General features: G+C 74.1%; 18 protein-coding genes. 8 read left to right on the forward strand and 10 right to left on the reverse strand.

Features of this window, described 5'->3' with window-relative positions; genetic code table 11:
• Window positions 1-42: 42 nt before the first annotated feature.
• From IH26_RS0140600 to IH26_RS0140620, 5 genes are all read left to right on the forward strand, one after another.
• The gene (locus tag IH26_RS0140600; RefSeq protein WP_030441612.1) at window positions 43-645 is read left to right on the forward strand and encodes a TetR/AcrR family transcriptional regulator; all 603 of its coding nucleotides are present in this window, start codon (window positions 43-45) and stop codon (window positions 643-645) included.
• 110 nt (window positions 646-755) lie between these two features.
• Window positions 756-1,826 carry a S8 family peptidase gene (locus IH26_RS0140605; protein WP_030441613.1) on the forward strand — a complete coding sequence of 357 codons (1,071 nt, stop codon included), beginning with the start codon at window positions 756-758 and terminating at the stop codon, window positions 1,824-1,826.
• On the forward strand, window positions 1,813-2,397 hold the full coding sequence (locus IH26_RS0140610) for an RNA polymerase sigma factor (protein WP_030441614.1): 585 nt from the start codon (window positions 1,813-1,815) through the stop codon (window positions 2,395-2,397). The genes IH26_RS0140605 and IH26_RS0140610 overlap by 14 nt, the downstream gene beginning before the upstream one ends.
• Complete coding sequence (locus IH26_RS0140615; RefSeq protein ID WP_030441615.1) at window positions 2,394-2,846, forward strand: hypothetical protein; 453 nt, start codon at window positions 2,394-2,396, stop codon at window positions 2,844-2,846. The genes IH26_RS0140610 and IH26_RS0140615 overlap by 4 nt, the downstream gene beginning before the upstream one ends.
• A 92-nt stretch (window positions 2,847-2,938) precedes the next feature.
• Window positions 2,939-5,446 (forward strand): CHAT domain-containing protein, encoded by a 2,508-nt coding sequence (locus IH26_RS0140620; RefSeq protein ID WP_030441616.1) that lies wholly within the window; start codon window positions 2,939-2,941, stop codon window positions 5,444-5,446.
• Window positions 5,447-5,459: 13 nt separating this feature from the next.
• Here the strand turns inward: IH26_RS0140620 and IH26_RS0140625 are convergent, their stop codons facing one another.
• The gene (locus tag IH26_RS0140625; protein WP_030441617.1) at window positions 5,460-5,651 is read right to left on the reverse strand and encodes a DUF1918 domain-containing protein; all 192 of its coding nucleotides are present in this window, start codon (window positions 5,649-5,651) and stop codon (window positions 5,460-5,462) included.
• Window positions 5,652-5,743: 92 nt separating this feature from the next.
• On the opposite strand from IH26_RS0140625, the gene IH26_RS0140630 reads away from it, so the two are divergent.
• The gene (locus tag IH26_RS0140630; protein ID WP_030441618.1) at window positions 5,744-7,126 is read left to right on the forward strand and encodes an acyl-CoA synthetase; all 1,383 of its coding nucleotides are present in this window, start codon (window positions 5,744-5,746) and stop codon (window positions 7,124-7,126) included.
• A 3-nt stretch (window positions 7,127-7,129) separates the two neighbouring features.
• Here IH26_RS0140630 and IH26_RS0140635 read toward each other — a convergent pair whose 3' ends face one another.
• Window positions 7,130-8,287: a LacI family DNA-binding transcriptional regulator gene (locus IH26_RS0140635; RefSeq protein WP_169789892.1), complete on the reverse strand. Its 1,158-nt coding sequence runs from the start codon at window positions 8,285-8,287 to the stop codon at window positions 7,130-7,132.
• Between the two features lie 41 nt (window positions 8,288-8,328).
• Window positions 8,329-8,520, reverse strand: a complete 192-nt coding sequence (locus IH26_RS60430; RefSeq protein WP_034216999.1) for a hypothetical protein — start codon at window positions 8,518-8,520, stop codon at window positions 8,329-8,331.
• Between the two features lie 117 nt (window positions 8,521-8,637).
• On the opposite strand from IH26_RS60430, the gene IH26_RS0140645 reads away from it, so the two are divergent.
• Entirely contained in the window at window positions 8,638-9,042 is a 405-nt protein-coding gene (locus tag IH26_RS0140645; RefSeq protein WP_030441620.1) for a hypothetical protein, read from the forward strand.
• Between the two features lie 16 nt (window positions 9,043-9,058).
• Here IH26_RS0140645 and IH26_RS0140650 read toward each other — a convergent pair whose 3' ends face one another.
• The 5 genes from IH26_RS0140650 to IH26_RS0140670 form a co-directional block, all read right to left on the reverse strand.
• Complete coding sequence (locus IH26_RS0140650) at window positions 9,059-9,619, reverse strand: HD domain-containing protein (protein WP_030441621.1); 561 nt, start codon at window positions 9,617-9,619, stop codon at window positions 9,059-9,061.
• Window positions 9,620-9,719: 100 nt separating this feature from the next.
• Window positions 9,720-10,889 (reverse strand): alpha/beta hydrolase, encoded by a 1,170-nt coding sequence (locus tag IH26_RS0140655; RefSeq protein ID WP_030441622.1) that lies wholly within the window; start codon window positions 10,887-10,889, stop codon window positions 9,720-9,722.
• Between the two features lie 104 nt (window positions 10,890-10,993).
• On the reverse strand, window positions 10,994-12,382 hold the full coding sequence (locus tag IH26_RS0140660) for an NAD(P)(+) transhydrogenase (Re/Si-specific) subunit beta (RefSeq protein WP_030441623.1): 1,389 nt from the start codon (window positions 12,380-12,382) through the stop codon (window positions 10,994-10,996).
• The gene (locus tag IH26_RS0140665) at window positions 12,379-12,663 is read right to left on the reverse strand and encodes an NAD(P) transhydrogenase subunit alpha part 2 (RefSeq protein WP_030441624.1); all 285 of its coding nucleotides are present in this window, start codon (window positions 12,661-12,663) and stop codon (window positions 12,379-12,381) included. Before IH26_RS0140665 ends, IH26_RS0140660 begins: the two co-directional genes overlap by 4 nt.
• Window positions 12,660-13,808, reverse strand: coding sequence for an NAD(P) transhydrogenase subunit alpha (locus IH26_RS0140670; RefSeq protein WP_030441625.1), 1,149 nt, complete (start codon window positions 13,806-13,808; stop codon window positions 12,660-12,662). Before IH26_RS0140670 ends, IH26_RS0140665 begins: the two co-directional genes overlap by 4 nt.
• A gap of 115 nt (window positions 13,809-13,923) precedes the next feature.
• On the opposite strand from IH26_RS0140670, the gene IH26_RS0140675 reads away from it, so the two are divergent.
• Window positions 13,924-14,925 (forward strand): zinc-binding alcohol dehydrogenase family protein, encoded by a 1,002-nt coding sequence (locus IH26_RS0140675; RefSeq protein ID WP_030441626.1) that lies wholly within the window; start codon window positions 13,924-13,926, stop codon window positions 14,923-14,925.
• Between the two features lie 41 nt (window positions 14,926-14,966).
• Here IH26_RS0140675 and IH26_RS0140680 read toward each other — a convergent pair whose 3' ends face one another.
• Both IH26_RS0140680 and IH26_RS62395 read right to left on the reverse strand, forming a co-directional pair.
• Window positions 14,967-15,644 carry a M15 family metallopeptidase gene (locus IH26_RS0140680; protein WP_084599514.1) on the reverse strand — a complete coding sequence of 226 codons (678 nt, stop codon included), beginning with the start codon at window positions 15,642-15,644 and terminating at the stop codon, window positions 14,967-14,969.
• Window positions 15,625-15,976 (reverse strand): hypothetical protein (locus tag IH26_RS62395; protein ID WP_211268850.1); only part of this gene is annotated, 352 nt, incomplete at its 5' end. The genes IH26_RS0140680 and IH26_RS62395, both read right to left, overlap by 20 nt.

A 15,976-nucleotide genomic window follows, 5' to 3' on the forward strand; every position in this document is an offset into this window, starting at 1 on the left:
TTGGCAGTGTGTCAACGAGCCGCCGCCGGTAGGGTCCAGCACGTGAGTGTGGATACCGCCCGGCGCCGCCGCCTCGAGCCGGACGCCCGGCGCGAGCAGATCCTGTCGGTGGCGGTCCGCCTGTTCGGCGAGCGCGGTTATGCCGCGGTCTCGACCGGCGACGTGGCGAACGGTGCGGGCGTCGCCCGCGGGCTGGTCAACCACTATTTCGGTACGAAGAAGGAGCTGTACCTCGAGGTCGTCCGGGTGATGCTGACCGTGCCCGAGGACGCCCTGACCCTGCTGCCGCCGCCCGACGACCTGCCCGGCCGGGCCGACGCGATCGTGTCCTGGTTCCTCGACGTGGTCTCCCGGCACAGCACCTCCTGGCTGGGCGCGATCACCGCGGGCGGGATGGCCGGCGACGCCGACGTGGACCGGGTCATCTCCGGGGCGATCGACGTGGCGGCCGACCGGGTGCTCACCGCGGTCGGCCTGCCCGCCGGCGGGGGTGCCCGGCACGCGATGGCCCGCTCGTACGTCGGCCTGGCCACCTCCACCGCCCGGGAGTGGCTGCAGCGCGGCGAGCTCACCCGCGCCCAGGTGCACAAGCTGCTGACCGCCACCCTGCTCACCATGGTGGACCGGGTGTTCCCCGGAGCGTGACCGTTCGGGTGACGGTGTCCGGCAGGCGGCATCGCGACGATAGGTATCCAGGCAACACGCACGGCCACCTCGCCGGTGACCGTACGTTCACGCCAGACCTGGAGGCGGACATGAGCGCCACCGACCACGCCACGCACAGCCAGCACGCCCTGGTACTCACCGGCGACCCGGACAGCATCAAGGGCGTGGGTCATCTCAACGACATTCTGCGGAGCCGCGGCCTGACCAGCCGCCTCGCCGGGGAGTTCCGCCCGGCGGGGTCCTCGGCGGTGATCGTGCCGGTGATCGGCGGAGACGCCGGCGCCGTGGTGCGGACGTTGCGCGCGGAGGGCAGGCGCGAATGCCACCTGCTTTCGGCCTACGTCGACGGCACGTTCCTGTTCTTCAGCCGGGGCGTCGGCCACGGCCTCACCTTCAGCGAGTTCACCCCGGACGAGGGTACGGAGCCGCCGCGCGAGTGGCTGCCGGTGCCGGAGAAGCTGCGCCGGCCCGTGGTGGCCCTGCTCGACTCCGGCGTGCACCGGCACGAGTGGCTGCCGGACGCGCCGGAGGACGACCCGTTCCTGATCGACGCCGCGGCGGACCCCGTCGACCCGTGGAAGCCGGACCTCACCGGCGACGCGGAGGCGCCCTTCCGCGCCGCGCAGACCCGGGCCGGGCACGGCACCTTCATCGCCGGCATCATCCGGCAGGTGGCGCGGAGCGCCCGGGTGCTGTCCGTCCGGGTGATGAACGACCAGGGCGGGGTCCATGAGTGCACGGTGCTCGACGCGCTCGGGTGGCTGCTCCGCTATGTCCGCCGCGACCACCCGGTGGACGTGCTCTGCATGGCGTTCGGCCGGGTGCCCGGCGACCGGACCGACCAGCCGCTGCAACACGAGATCGACCGGTTGCTCGCCGAGCTGGCCGCCGAGGGGGTGCAGGCCGTCGCCTCGGCCGGCAACAACCATCAGGGCGAGGAGATCTTTCCGGCGTCGTCGGCCTCGGTGATCGGGGTCGGCGCGGGCTTCGGCGGCTACCACGCCGAGTTCAGCAACTTCGGCCCCTGGGTGGAGCGGTACCGGGACGGCGTGAACGTGGAGAGCATCATGCCCGGCGGAAAATGGGCGCGCTGGAGCGGCACCTCGTTCGCCGCGGCGAACTTCGCGGCCGACCTGGCGATTCCCCGTGTCGCCCGCTGACGCGGTGGACGCCGACGCCCGCCTCGGCGAGCTGCTCGAACGGGCCCGCGACGGCGACCGGGAGTCGCTGCGCGAGCTCGTCCGGGTGCTCGACCCGGTGCTCTGGCGGGTCGCGCGCGGGCAGGGGCTGGCCGCCGAGGACGCGGCGGACGTGGTCCAGACGTCGTGGCTGGAGCTGCTGCGCCGGCTGCACGAGATCCGTACGCCCCGCGCGGTCACCGCCTGGCTGATCACCACGACCCGGCGGGAGGCCTGGCACCGGCGGCAGCGGGCCCGGCGCGACGTGCCCGACGGCGGCGCCGCGGTGGCGACGGCGGTGGACCCGGGGCCCGCGCCGGGCGAGCGGCTGATCGCCGACGAACGCGACCGGGTGCTGTGGACCCACTTCGAGCGGCTCTCCGAGCGCTGCCGCGACCTGCTGCGCATCGTCGCCCAGGTGGAGCGGCCGGACTACACGGTGATCGCCGCGATGTTCGGCCTGCCGCACGGCAGCATCGGGCCCACCCGGTCGCGATGCCTGGCCAAGCTGCGGGCGATGCTGCTCGCCGACCCGGCCTGGGGCACACCGTGACCGGCGACGGGGACGACACCGACCGGGAGATCCTCGCCCGGATCGCCCGGGACGACCCGCCCCCGCCCGACCTTGACGAGCGGGTGCTGTTCGCGCTGGCGCTCACCGACCTGGAGGCCGAGGTGGCCCGCCTGGCCGAGGCCACGCCGGCCCTCGCCCGGGCCGGCGAACAGGCGCACACGGTCACCTTCGACGCCGCCAGCCGCACCGTGATGATCACGGTGGTGGAGCGCGCCGACAACCTGGTGCGGGTGGACGGCTGGCTCGCGCCGGCCGCCGCCCTCGTGGTCGAGCTGCGGCTGCCCGAGCCGGCCGAGCCGCGGGTGGTCACGGCGGACGACACCGGGCGCTTCGTCTTCGACGAGGTCCCGCACGGCCTGGCCCAGCTGCTCATCCATCCGCCCTCGACCGGAACGCCGAAGGTGGTGACGCCATCGCTCCAGCTCTGACCCCGCCGGTCCTGGCCGGCCGGGCCGCGGACCTGTACGCCGCCGGGCTCGCGGCCAGCGAGGACGGGCGCCCCGCGCTCGCCGTCCGGCGGATGCGGGCGGCGCTGCGCCTGGCCGACGGCGCCGGACCGGCGGCCCGCGGCCGGGTGCTGGTCAGCCTCGCCTGGGTCGAGTCCGAGCGGGGGAACGTGGCGCTCGGCTTCCGGCTGCTCGACGAGGCCGAGCCGCTGCTGCCGGCCGGCGGGCGGGCGGTCCTGCACGCCCAGCGGGGGCTGATGCTGTGGCGCAAGGGCCGCAACGGGCAGGCCCTCGCCGAGTTCGACCGGGCGGTGGCCGGGCTGAACGAACGCGACGCGCCGCTCGACCTGGTCAAGGCGCTCAACAACCGCAGCATCATCGCCTTCGAGGGCGGCCGGGCCGGGCCGTCCCGGGAGGACCTGTACCGGGGCCTGCGAATAGCGACCCGGCACGACTTCACCATGATGACCGCGGTGATCCAGGTGAACCTCGGGTGCGTGGCGGTGGCCGCGGGTGACCTGCCGGCGGCGCTGGGATTCTTCGCGACCGCCCGGCCGGCGTACGAGGTGGTCTGCCCGGGCCGGCTGGGCAACCTGGCGATGGAGCGGTCCCGGGCGCTGATCGCGGCGGGGCTGTTCGGCGAGGCGGACCGGGAGCTCGCGGCGGCGGTGGCGATGTCGGCGGCGCAGAGCCAGGATCACATCCGGGCGGAGGCGCTGCAGACCCGGGCCGAGGCGGCGCTGCTGGCCGGTCGGCCGGCGGCCGCGGCGGCCTGGTCCGCGGATGCCCGGGCCGACTTCCTGCGCCGCGGCAACCGGCGGCGGGCCGCCCTGGCCGAGCTGCTCGGCCTGCGCGCCGCGCTGCCGTCGCCATCGCTGCCGTCGCCGTCGCCGTCGCCGTCGCCGCTGCCGCAGGCGCAGGCCGGGTCGCGGGCCGTGCTGGCGCCTCCATCGTCGGAGGCGCAGGCCGGGTCGCGGGCTGTGCTGCCGTCGCCGTCGGAGGCGCCGGACGGGCTGGCGCGGCGGTGCCGGCGGCTGGCCGGGCGGCTGCGGCGCTTCGGGATGGACGAGGACGCCCGGGTGGCGCTGCTCGTGGCGGCCCGCGCCCTGGCCGCGACCCGGCCCCGGACAGCGCGGCGGCTGCTGGCCGAGGCGGGCTCGCCCGGCCGCCTCGACCGGCTCGACACCCGGCTGGTGTGGCGGCTCGCCCGGGCCGAGCTGGCCGCCTCGGCCGGGCGGCCGGCGGCGGCGTCGCGGGAGCTCGCGGCCGGAATGGCGACGCTGCACCGGTATCGCGGCCGGTTCGGCTGCCTCGACCTGCAGACCGGGGCCTCGGCGCACGGCCGGGACCTGGCCCGGGCCGGGCTCGCCGCGGCGGTGGCGGCGGGCCGGCCGGCCGACATCTTCCGCTGGGCCGAGCGCGGGCGGGCGCAGGCGCTGCGGCTGCCGCAGGTGCGCCCGCCGGACGATCCGGAGACCGCGTCGGCGCTGGAGGAGCTGCGGCAGACCCGGCAGGCGCTGCGGGCCGCCGAGGTGGCCGGCGCGCCGGTGGCGGCGCTGCGCGGGCGGGCCGACGCGCTGCAACGCCGGATCCGGGAGAGCGCCTGGCAGGTGCGCGGCGCGGCCGGCGGGTCGCGGGTGGCCACCCTGGCCGCGGTGCGGGCCCGGCTCGGCGGGGCGGTGCTCGTCTCGTACGTCAGCGACGGGGTGACCCTGCACACGCTGGTGGCGGACGACCGGGCCGTGGAGCTCCTGGCTCTCGGCTCCCTGGCCGCCGCCGAGGAGGCGATCCGGCGGTTGCGCGCCGATCTCGACACCGGCGCGGGCCGGGCGATGCCGGCGCGGCTGGCGGCGGCGGTCGCGGCGGCGACCCGGGGCGACGCGCGGACGCTGCAGGACGCCGTGCTCACGCCGCTGCTCGCGCGGATCGGCGACCGGCCGCTGGTGGTGGTGCCGACCGGGCTGCTGATGACCGTGCCGTGGGGGATGCTGCCGGCCTGCGCGGGCCGGCCGGTGACGGTGGCGCCCTCGGCGACGTCGTGGCTGGCCGCCGCGGGCCGCGCCGAGGGGCCGTCGCTGGTGGTGGCCGGACCGGGAATTCTCCGCAGCGAAGAGGAGATTACCGAAATATCATCTCTTCACCTCGGGAGTGTGGTGCTGTCCGGTTCGGCCGCCACCCCGGCGGCCACGCTGGCGGCGCTCGACGGGGCGGGGGTGGCGCACCTGGCCGCGCACGGGCGGCACGAGGCGGAGAACCCGCTGTTCTCGTCGCTGGACCTGCACGGCGGGCCGCTGCTCGGCTACGACCTGCCCCGGCTCGAACGGCCGCCCGGCGTGGTGGTGCTGGCCAGCTGCGAGCTGGGGGTGACCGAGATACGGCCGGGCGACGAGTCGTTCGGCATGGCGTCGGCCCTGCTCGCGGCCGGGACCAGCACGGTGATCGCGAGCGTGGGCCGGGTCGCCGACGTCCCCGCCACCGACGCGATGGTCGGGCTGCACCGGGCGCTGGTCGCGGGGGTGCCGCCGGCCGCGGCCCTCGCCGGGGTCGCGGCCGGCACCGGCTTCGTCTGCCTCGGCGCCTAGTAGTGCTCGACGCTCAGGCGTTTTCGTGCTCGACGTGCGCCTCCGGCCCCGGGAAGATCAGCCCCTCGTGGCCGTCGTCGAGCCAGCGGACCTCGTACGGCGGCGTGCCGTCCGGGTGCCGCAACGCGGTGACGACGCCGACCCGGGTGGCGTCGCCGACGTGCACCCCCTTGACCACGATCCGGTCGCCCACCTGTGCGTTCATGGTCACCTCCGGCGTAGAAACGGGCTCCCCCTGGCAGCATGCGCCCGCCCCGCGTGCCCGGTCCAGCTAATCGGCTGGGTAGCGTAGCGGCCATGCCGCTGCTCTCCGCCCTCGTCGCCGGTGATGATCTCTCGTCCGCCCTGGTCACGCCCGAGCGGACGTGCTCGCGGCACGACCTGCTGGGCTGGGCGGCGTCGATCGCGGGCGATCTCGCCGGGGCGCCGATCGTGGCGGTCGAGGCGGCTCCGGGCGCGGCGACGATCGCGTCGGTGGCGGGGGCGCTGCTGGCCGGCGTGCCGATCGTGCCGATCCCGCCGGATGCGGGCGTCCTCGAGCGGGAGCACATGCTCACGGACTCGGGCGCGGCGCTGCTGCTCACGGATGCCCCCGACGCCGACGGCCTGCCGGTCGTGCCGATCACCCGGGCCGGGCGGGCCACCACGATCCCGGCGGAGCCGCCCGGCGACGCGCCCGCGCTCGTGCTCTACACCAGCGGCACCACCGGCGCGCCGAAGGGCGTGGTGATCTCCCGGGCGGCGATCGCGGCCGACCTCGACGCGCTCGCCTCGGCCTGGCAGTGGACGCCGGCCGACACGCTGGTCCACGGGCTGCCGCTGTATCACGTACACGGTCTGGTCCTTGGGGCTCTGGGACCGCTCAGGCTGGGCGGCCGGCTCACGCACACCGGAAGGCCGACCCCGGAGGCGTACGCGGGGAACGCCGGCACCATGTATTTCGGTGTGCCCACGGTGTGGTCCCGGATCGCGGCGCGGCCGGCCGAGGCCCGCCGGCTCGCCGGCGCCCGGCTGCTCGTCTCGGGGAGCGCGCCGCTGCCCGCGCCGGTCTTCCAGGACCTGCGCGAGCTGACCGGGCAGGCGCCGGTCGAGCGGTACGGCATGACCGAGACCCTGATCACGATCAGCGCCCGCTCGGACGGCGAGCGCCGGGCCGGGCAGGTCGGGCTGCCGCTGGCCGGGATCGCCAGCCGGATCGTCGACGAGTCCGGCGCCGGGCTGCCCGCGGACGGCGCGACCATCGGGCACCTGCAGATCCAGGGGCCGACACTGTTCGACGGCTACCTGCGCGGCGGCGCGGTCGAGTCGTGGGGCGAGGGCTGGTACCCGACCGGGGACGTGGCCACGATCGGGCCGGACGGCTGGCACCGGATCGTCGGGCGGGCCTCCACCGACCTGATCAAGACGGGCGGGTACCGGGTCGGCGCGGGCGAGGTGGAGGACGCGTTGCTGCTGCATCCGGCGGTGCGCGAGGCGGCGGTGCTCGGGCTGCCCGACGCCGACCTGGGGGAGCGGATCACCGCGTTCGTGGTGGCCGATCCGGTCTCCGAGACGGAGCTGATCGCCTTCGTGGCCGAGCGCCTGGCCGCGCACAAGCGCCCCCGGGCCGTACGGCTGCTGGATGCTTTGCCGCGCAACGCGATGGGCAAGGTGCAGAAGGCGCGGCTCCGCGACGCTTGACCGTCAGGTGAGCGGGCCGGTGCTCTCCCGGATCACCAGCTCGGTGGGTAGCAGGACGTGCTCGGCGGGGGCCGTCGCGCCCGTCCGGGCCCGATCGATGGCGGCAGTCAATGCGGCAGCCGCCGCCCGCCCCTTGGCGGCGACGTCCTGGCGGACCGTGGTCAGCCCCGGCCGTACCTGCGCGGCGAGGGGGTTGTCGTCGAAGCCCACGACCGACAGCTCGCCGGGGACGTCGATGCCCAGCTCGGCGGCGACCTGCAGCACCCCGAAGGCGGCCGCGTCCGAGAAGCACAGCACGGCGGTCGGCCGGTCGGGGCGGTCGAGCAGCAGCCGGGCGCCCCAGCGGGCCTGCTCCGGGCCGGTGCCGTCCTGGCTGGCCGTGATCAGCTCGGCGGCCGCCGGGCCGAGCTCGTCGAGCCAGCCTCGTAGTCGCTGGCGGGCCGCGTGACCCTGGGCCACGACCGGGGCGTCGCGCAGCCCGTACGGCGGGCGCACGCTGGACAGCAGCAGGCCGATCCGCCGGTGGCCCAGGCCGAGCAGGTGCCGGGCGGCCGCGCGGGCGCCGCCCCGGTCGTCGACGTTGACGCTGGGGATGTCGTCGGCCGGGTCCTGGTCGACGTAGACCAGCGGCAGCCGCCGGCGGTGCAGGAAGTCGACCGCCCGCGACGTCCAGTCGCACGAGTAGAGCAGCGCGCCATCCATGGCGACGTCCCGGGCGGGGACGATCTCGCCGTCGTCGGCCGAGGTCAGCAGGGTGAGCGACAGGCCGGTGGGTGCGAGCTCGTCGGCGATCGCGCCGAGGAAGCCGGTGGCCACCAGGTCGGTGAAGGCGAACCGCAGGGAGTGGGTGAACATCACGCCGACCGCGCCGGTGGAGCCCTTGGCGAGGGCGCGGGCCGCCGGGTCGGGCCCGACGTAGCCGAGCTCCTGGGCGGCGGCGAGGATGCGCTCGCGCAGCGGGGCGGAGAGCTGGTCGGGCTTGGAGAAGGCGTTGGACACGGTCATCCGGCTCACGCCCACCCGGTCGGCGATGGTCTGCAGTGTCACCCGTGCCGCCACCGGGCCACCATAGCTCCGCCCGGGTTCGGCGGCGCCCAGCGGCAGGCCGGTCCGGGCGGGTTTCGTCGCGCTCAGCGGCAGGCCGGTCCGGACGGGTTTCATCGCCGTCGGTGGCGGGCCGGTCCGGGCGGGTTTCGTCGCGCTCAGCGGCAGGCCGGTTCGGGCGGGGTGATGGCCTGCGCCAGCCGGATCAGCGCGCGAGCCGACGCGGCCCGGGCTCGGCGGGCCCGGGGTGGTCGCGCGACCTCGGGACGGGCGGGCGCGTCCGGCGCGCTCTCGGCGAACTGCCGTCGGACCTGGTCGACACCGATGATCATGGCTACCGGGAGTGACATGGCAAACCTCCTTCTGTACCGGTACAGTAACCCCGCCTTCTGTACCGGTCAAGAAAGAGTGTCCCCGGGCACATCGACAGGCATGGCATGATGTGCCGTCTCGACGGGGAGGGGCGCATGGGGACCGTCTGGACACTCGCATCCACCGACACGGCGGACCGCGTCGAGCTGTGGCTCGTCGAGGGGCCGCCGCGACCGCTCATGGCCAGCCTGACCACGGAAGAGTTCGAACGCCTGCGGCAGGTGCTCCGCCCGGTCGAGGACGCGGTGCTGCGCAACGAGTTCAGCCGCCCCCAGCTGGCGTCGATCTGCCAGGACACGATCGGCCGGGACCCCTTCAACCAGGAGCCGGCGGCGCCGGCGGAGCCCAGCGTGTGGTCCGACGTCGTGCCGGTGGTCAGCGGCACGCTCATCGCGACCGGTCACCAGGCCTGGTGGGTGCGGCTGGTCGGCGGGGCGGTCCTCGCCTACGGCCTTTACGGCCTGGCCGGGCGGGCGTGGCGCCACCTCCGGACGAGCTAGACGGGGGTCGGTCTGGTCAGCGCTCCCGCCACGACAGCGGCGACACCGTGAGGGCCGCTTCGGCGATCCGGCGGCTCGTTTCGAGGTGCAGGTCTTTCTGCGCCGAGTCGATCCAGCCGCCGGTGCGGGTCACGCCGGCGTCGCGGTATTCGACCGCCTGGAGCAGCATTTCGAGCTTGTCCGCGTCCTTCGCGCATCGGGCTTCGAGGGTCTCGCGCGTCTCGTACTCGTCGACGGCTGCGCGGATCAGCTCTCGCGGTCCTTCGGGAAGTCGGCCCGTCTGATCGGCGGTGATTTGGCGCGGATCCGGCTTGGTCAGATACGCGCTGGCTGTGTGCGGGAGGTCGCCGGTGCGCGTCTCCTGGGTGTCGTGCCACAGGGCGAGGAAAGCGGCTCGGGCCGGGTCGGCCCCCTCCCCGGCCGCGATGAGGGCGGCGAGCTGCGCGGTACGCGTGGTGTGCTCGGCGACCGATTCAGGGTTGCCGACGCCCGCATGCCACCAGCCGGTGCGCCGGACGCGCATCAACAAGCCCAGCTCGTATCCGAACTCGGAAAGCCCTTCGGCGTCCTCTGACACGTCCAATCCTCTCCACCGGTCGGCGATGCGTACTGCGTACTGACGGTGCCGACCAGCACCAAGGGCCAGACGCCGGCTGGCGGGGACCGCGCCGGAAATGCTAGAGGCGGGCCACGGCGATCAGCCCGTCGGCGAAGGTGCGGCGCCAGTTCACGTAGTCGTGGCCGCCCACGTACTCGGCGTACGTGACGTCGTACCCCTGCCCGGTCAGCGCGTCCCGCATCCCGCGTACCGCGGTCACCTGATCCGGCGCGCCGCCCGGGCCGGCGGCCGTCTCGTTGACCCCGACGTCCAGGTAGAACCGGACGTCGACGTGCGGGTACTGGGCGACCTCGCGGATCAGCCACTGGGGCTCGGCGACGGTGGGGTTCGGCCACCAGAAGGAGGCGGACTGTGCGATCACCCCGCCGAAGAGTTCGTGCGCGCACAGCCCCACGTACGACGCGGCCAGCCCGCCCAGCGACACCCCGGCGATGACGTTCCCGCGGCGGTCGGTTCCGGCCTCCAGTGTCTCCCTCGCCCACGGCATCAGCTCGCGCTCGATGAAGATGTGGATCGGCGGGGTCGGCGTGAGGTCCTGTTCGCGACTCTTCTCCACGCTGCTCACGAAGAGCGCGACCATGGGCGGGATCGCTCCGGCCGCGATCAGGTTGTCGAGGACGGCCGGGATGCGCAGGACCCGCCGGGCCGGGAAGCCGTCGAAGGCGACCAGCACCGGCAGACCGGTCGAGGGTGTGCCGGCGGGGCGGTAGACGGCGACCGTGCGCGGCGATCCCAGGGCGACACCGGGCAGTACGGCCTCGGTCAGGGTGCCGGCCGGCACCCCGGGTCGCGGCGTGCTCCACGGATCCGGCGGCGCGGCCGGCAGCTCCAGCACCGAGGCGTACGTGTGGTAGTCGTCCGGGTCGGTCGGGTCGGCGGGGAAGTGCAGCACCCGCGGGTTGACCGGGTCGATGTGGGCCGGGCCGGCGCCGCTCGCGTCCCGGGGTGGGTGCACGGCGTCGTCGTGGGTCAGGTGGTAGACCGTCCGGAGCGCGGCCGGCAGCCGGGCGGTGACGTGCCACAGGTCGGTGCCGGGCGCCCGCTCGAGCAGCAGGTCCAGTCCCCACCGGACGCGGGTGGAAACCGCTTGCCCGCGCCAGAGAAAGCTCACCAGCACCGTCTCGTCGTCGCACGGTTCGACGAGCGGCCCGGACACCCCGGCCCAGAACTCGGCCAGGGCGGCGGGGGTGAGCGCGGACAGAAGCCGGCTGAGGCGTGGACTCTGCAAGGCATCGGCTCCTACGTTCCGTTGCCGTGACGGTGCGTTCCGCCACCGAGCGTTCCAAGCCGATCACCCGGTGTCAAGCGGTCGGATTCGACAACGGAAAGCCCTTACCGGGCGTACGCGTGGAGGCCGCTCAGCAGCGACGCCAGGCCGGCCTTGGCGTCGGCGAAGAGCATGGCCGTGCGCGGATCCGTGTAGAGCTCGTTGTCGATGCCGGCGTAGCCGTGGCCGAGTGAGCGTTTGAGCACGATCACCGACCTGGCCTTGTCGACGTCGAGGATGGGCATGCCGGAGACCGGGTTGCCGGGGCGGCGGGCGGCCGGGTTGGTCACGTCGTTGGCGCCGACCACCAGGACCACGTCGGTGCGGGCGAACTCCGGGTTGCTCTCCTCCAGGTCACGCAGCTGCGGGTAGGGGGCGTTGGCCTCGGCGAGCAGCACGTTCATGTGGCCGGGCATGCGGCCGGCGACCGGGTGGATGGCGTAGGTGACCTCGACGCCCCGTTCTGCGAGGGCCTCGGCCAGGGCGACGGCCTCGTGCTGGGCCTGGGCGGCGGCCAGGCCGTAGCCGGGGACGATGACGACCTTTCCGGCGTACGCGAGTTGGATGGCGGCGTCGTCGGCGGTGATTTCGCGTACGGGTGCGGAAGTTGTTCCCGCACCTACCGTGACGGCGTCGCCGGTGCCGTAACCGCCCGCGACGATCGCGCCGATCGGGCGGTTCATGGCGTCGGCCATCAGCTTGGTGAGGATGGCGCCGGCCGCGCCGACCAGGCCGCCCGCGATGATCAGCGGGGTGCTCTCCAGGACGAAGCCGGCCATCGCGACCGCGGTGCCGGTGCAGGCGTTGAGCAGGGAGATGACCACCGGCATGTCGGCGCCGCCGATCGGCAGGGTGAGCAGCACGCCCGCGGCGAGGGCGGCGACGGCGACGCCGGTGAGCAGCCATCGGTTCGGTTCGGCTGTGAACCAGGCGCCGAAAGCGATCGCGAGCACGGCCAGGGCCGCCGAGATCTGCCGTCCGAAGGGGACGGTGAGCGGGCGGCCGGGGATGCGGCCGGCGAGCTTGCCCGAGGCGACCAGCGAGCCGGTGAAGGTGAGCGCGCCGATCGCCACGTCGAGCGCCCCGGTCACCGCGGCCTGCGTCGAGGCCGCGCGATCGCCGAGCGCGATCAGGGCCGCCGCGCCGCCGCCGACCGCGTTGAACAGGCTGACCAGTTGCGGCATCGCGGTCATCTTGACCCGCCGGGCGGCGATCAGGCCGGCCGTGCCGCCGGCGAACGCGCCGATCACCAGCGCCACGACCGCGCCGAGCGAAACCGATCGGTTGTGCCCGAGAACGATCGCGGTGGTCAGGATCGCCACCGCCATGCCGGCCGCCGAGATCCGGTTGCCCTGCCGGGCGGTCGCCGGCGCGTTCATCTGGTGCAGACCGATCACGAAGCACACCGCGCAGGCCAGGTAGACCAGGTGAACGATGGTGTCGAAACCGCTCATGACCGGCTCCGGAACATCGCGAGCATCCGATCGGTGACCACATAACCGCCGGCCACGTTCATGGCCGCGCAGAAAGCGGCAACGGCGAGCAGCACATCGCCACCGATCCCACTCACCGAAGCGGCCAGCAGCATGACGCCGACGATCACCACGCCGTGGATCGCGTTCGCGCCGGACATCAGCGGCGTGTGCAGGGTGGCCGGCACCTTGCTGATCACCTCGAAACCGACCAGCAGCGCGAGCGTGAACACGGTCAGATCGGCCAGCAGCAGCGGGCTCATGAGCGGATCTCCTTGCTCTCCTCGAGGAGCGCCCGGACGCGCGGCTGCACGACCCGGCCGCCGTGGCTGATCACGACCGCTCGCTGGATCTCGTCGTCGAGGTCGAGCACGACCTCGCCACGGGGCATCAGCAGGGCGAGCAGAGCCAGAACATTTCTTGCGTACGCCGTGGAAGCCGCCGCCGGGACGGTGGACGCGAGGTTCGCCGCCCCGATCACGGTCACGCCCTGATCGGTGACCGTCCGGGTGTCCGGGACCGAGCCCTCGACGTTCCCGCCGGACTCGGTCGACGCCAGGTCGATCACGACCGATCCCGGCCGCATCCCGGCCAGGGCGTCCGCGGTGACCAGCAGCGGCGCGCGGCCGCCGGGCACCTGCGCGGTGGTGATCACGACGTCGAACCGGGGCACCGCGCCGGCCAGCCCGCGCGACTGGGCGCCGGCCTCGTCGGCGGTGAGCTCGCGCGCGTACCCGCCGCCGGCCTCGGCGCTCGGCGTGCTCAGCTCCAGCACCGCGGCCCCGGTCGAGGCCAGATCGGCGCGCGCCGCCTCGCGGACGTCGTAGCCGGTGACCTGGGCGCCGAGCCGGCGCGCGGTGGCGATCGCCTGCAGGCCGGCCACGCCGGCGCCGAGCACCAGGACCTGGGCCGGGCGGGTGGTGCCGGCCGCGGTCATCAGCATCGGGAAGAAGCCGGGGTACGCCTCGGCGGCCAGCAGCGCGGCCTTGTAGCCGGCCACGTTCGCCTGCGAGGTGAGCGCGTCCATCGCCTGCGCCCGGCTCAGCGTGCGGGGCAGCAGATCGAGACTGACCGCCGTCACGCCGGCGGTAGCCAGGCGCTGGGCCAGGCCGGGATCGCCGAGCGGGCCGAGCAGGCCGACCAGCAGCTGGCCGGGGCGGCACGAAGCGACGTCCTCGGGCGGATGCAGGCAGACCAGGATGTCGCTCTCGGCGTACACCCGAAGGCGCGGAACCACCTCGCAGCCGGCACCGGAATAGCCGGCGTCCTCGAACCAGGCCCGGCGGCCCGCGCCGGCCTCGACCAGCACCTCGACGTCCTGTTTGCGCAGCCGCGCGGCCCCGTCCGGGGTGAGCGCGACCCGCCGCTCCCGCCCCGCCGTCTCGAGCAGCACCCCGACCGTAGTCATGTCCACCTCGTCGTAGATCCGACCGTCAACCTCGATGCTGTCCCAACAATGCGCGCGCGGCCACCCGGTGACACGCCCAGGATCCGGGCCAAGATGGACGGCGGAGGTGGGGCCGATGCTGGGATGGCAGGTGCGGGCGCCGGGCGCCGACGTCGTGGGTGCGGTGTCGTGGACCGAGATGGCGGCGCCGCGGCCGGGGCCGGGAGAGCTGCTGGTGGCGGTCGACGCGTGCGGGGTGTGCCGGACGGACCTGCACGTCGCGACCGGTGAGCTGGCCACCCACCGGCCCTCGGTGGTACCGGGGCACGAGGTGGTCGGGCACGTGGCCGGCCTCGGCGAGGGGGTGGACGACTTCCGCGAGGGCGACCGGGTGGGCGTGGCCTGGCTGCGGTCGACCTGCGGGATCTGCCTGTTCTGCCGCTCGGCGCGGGAGAATCTCTGCCCCCACTCGCAGTACACCGGCTGGGACGTGGACGGCGGCTACGCCGAATTCACGACCGTACGGGCGGACTTCGCGTACCGGCTGCCGGGCGGCTACTCCAACGAGGAGCTCGCGCCGCTGCTGTGCGCCGGGATCATCGGCTATCGCGCGCTCGACCAGGCGAACCTGCCCACCGGCGGGCGGCTCGGCATCTACGGGTTCGGCGGGTCGGCGCACCTGACCGCCCAGGTGGCGGTCGCCTCCGGCGCGCGGGTGCACGTCTTCACCCGCTCGCCGCGCGCCCAGAAGCTGGCCCTCGAACTCGGCGCGCTCTCGGCCGGCAGCGCCGACGACGGCACCCCCGAACCGCTCGACTCGGCGATCATTTTCGCCCCGAACGGGGACCTCGTGCCGATCGCGCTGCGCGCCCTCGATCGCGGCGGGACGCTCGCGGTGGCCGGCATCCATCTCACCGACATTCCGGCGCTGAACTACGAAAAAGAGCTGTTCCAGGAGCGTACGGTGCGCAGCGTCACGGCCAACACACGGTCGGACGGGCGGCGGATGCTCGGGTTCGCGGCCCGGCACCGGATGCGCGTGCAGGTCGACCCGTACCCGATGGAGCGGGCCGCGGAAGCGCTCGCCGACCTGGCGGCCGGACGGGTCGACGGCGCGGCCGTCCTGACGCTTCAGTGAGGGGCTTCCCGAGGGCGCGCGCCCCCGGGAAGCCCGGCCGGTCAAGGCAGGGTCAGCACCATGCCCGGCTTGATCTTGTTGGGGTCGGGGCCGATCACCTGCCGGTTGCGCTGGAAGAGGGCCTGCCAGCCACCGCCGATGTGCAGCCGGTTGGCGATCGCCGAGAGGTTGTCGCCGGCCGCGACCGTGTACTTGCGGGTCGGGTTCGGTGCCGGGACCGGCGTCGCTTTCGCGATCAGTTCCCGGCGGGCCTTCGCCAGCATCTCGTCGGCGTCGGCCGGGGCACCCATGAACTCGAAATGCATCGGGTCCTTGTGCCGATTCCGGTAATGGCCGCCCCAGGCGAATCCGTACCGGTTCCAGAGGGCCACCAGCCAGCCCGGCAGATCGGTGTGCACCTCGCCGTCGAACGTTTCCGGATTACGGTCCCAGTTCAGGTCGACGGCCAGCCCCCAGGAATGGTTGCTGGGCTTGTCCGTGTTCTTGATGGCGCGATTCACGTACCCGCCGCAGCTTTTCGGATGGAACCGGTAACCGCGCCGTTCGCTCTCGTCCAGCAGGATGTCGACCAGCGGGGCGACCCGCTTGTGCACGTTGATCCCGGTGCCGGAGCGGTCGGCCCGGACCCGCGCCATGTCGGCCGACCGGTTGGCCGACCAGCCGGGACCCCAGCCCTTCTCCTTGGCGCTGATCGAGTAGTCACTCATCGAGAATCGCATCGGGCACCTCCTCCGGCTCGGGCTGGTCGGAAGAGTCCACGTCGGCGTCGTGGTCGGGCGGCTCGGGCAGGGAATCGTCCCAGTCCGCCAGCCGGCCGTCGTCGCCGATTTTGGTGTCGCTCATGTCGCTCTCCTTTCTGGCACCCAGAATGGAAAGCGAATGGCGGCCGGTCAACGCATGCGTCGTGTCCGGGACGCTATGTATCTGCGGCCCTCCGGCCGCCCCGGTGGGCCACTGAGCTGATCTCAGCGACGCATAAGCATTGATTGGTGCGACACGGACATAGGGGTCGAGTCCGGCGATGCTGGAATCGGACGTGGGGCCCTCGGTA

It is taken from the genome of Actinoplanes subtropicus, from assembly GCF_000721705.1.
GTDB lineage: Bacteria > Actinomycetota > Actinomycetes > Mycobacteriales > Micromonosporaceae > Actinoplanes > Actinoplanes subtropicus.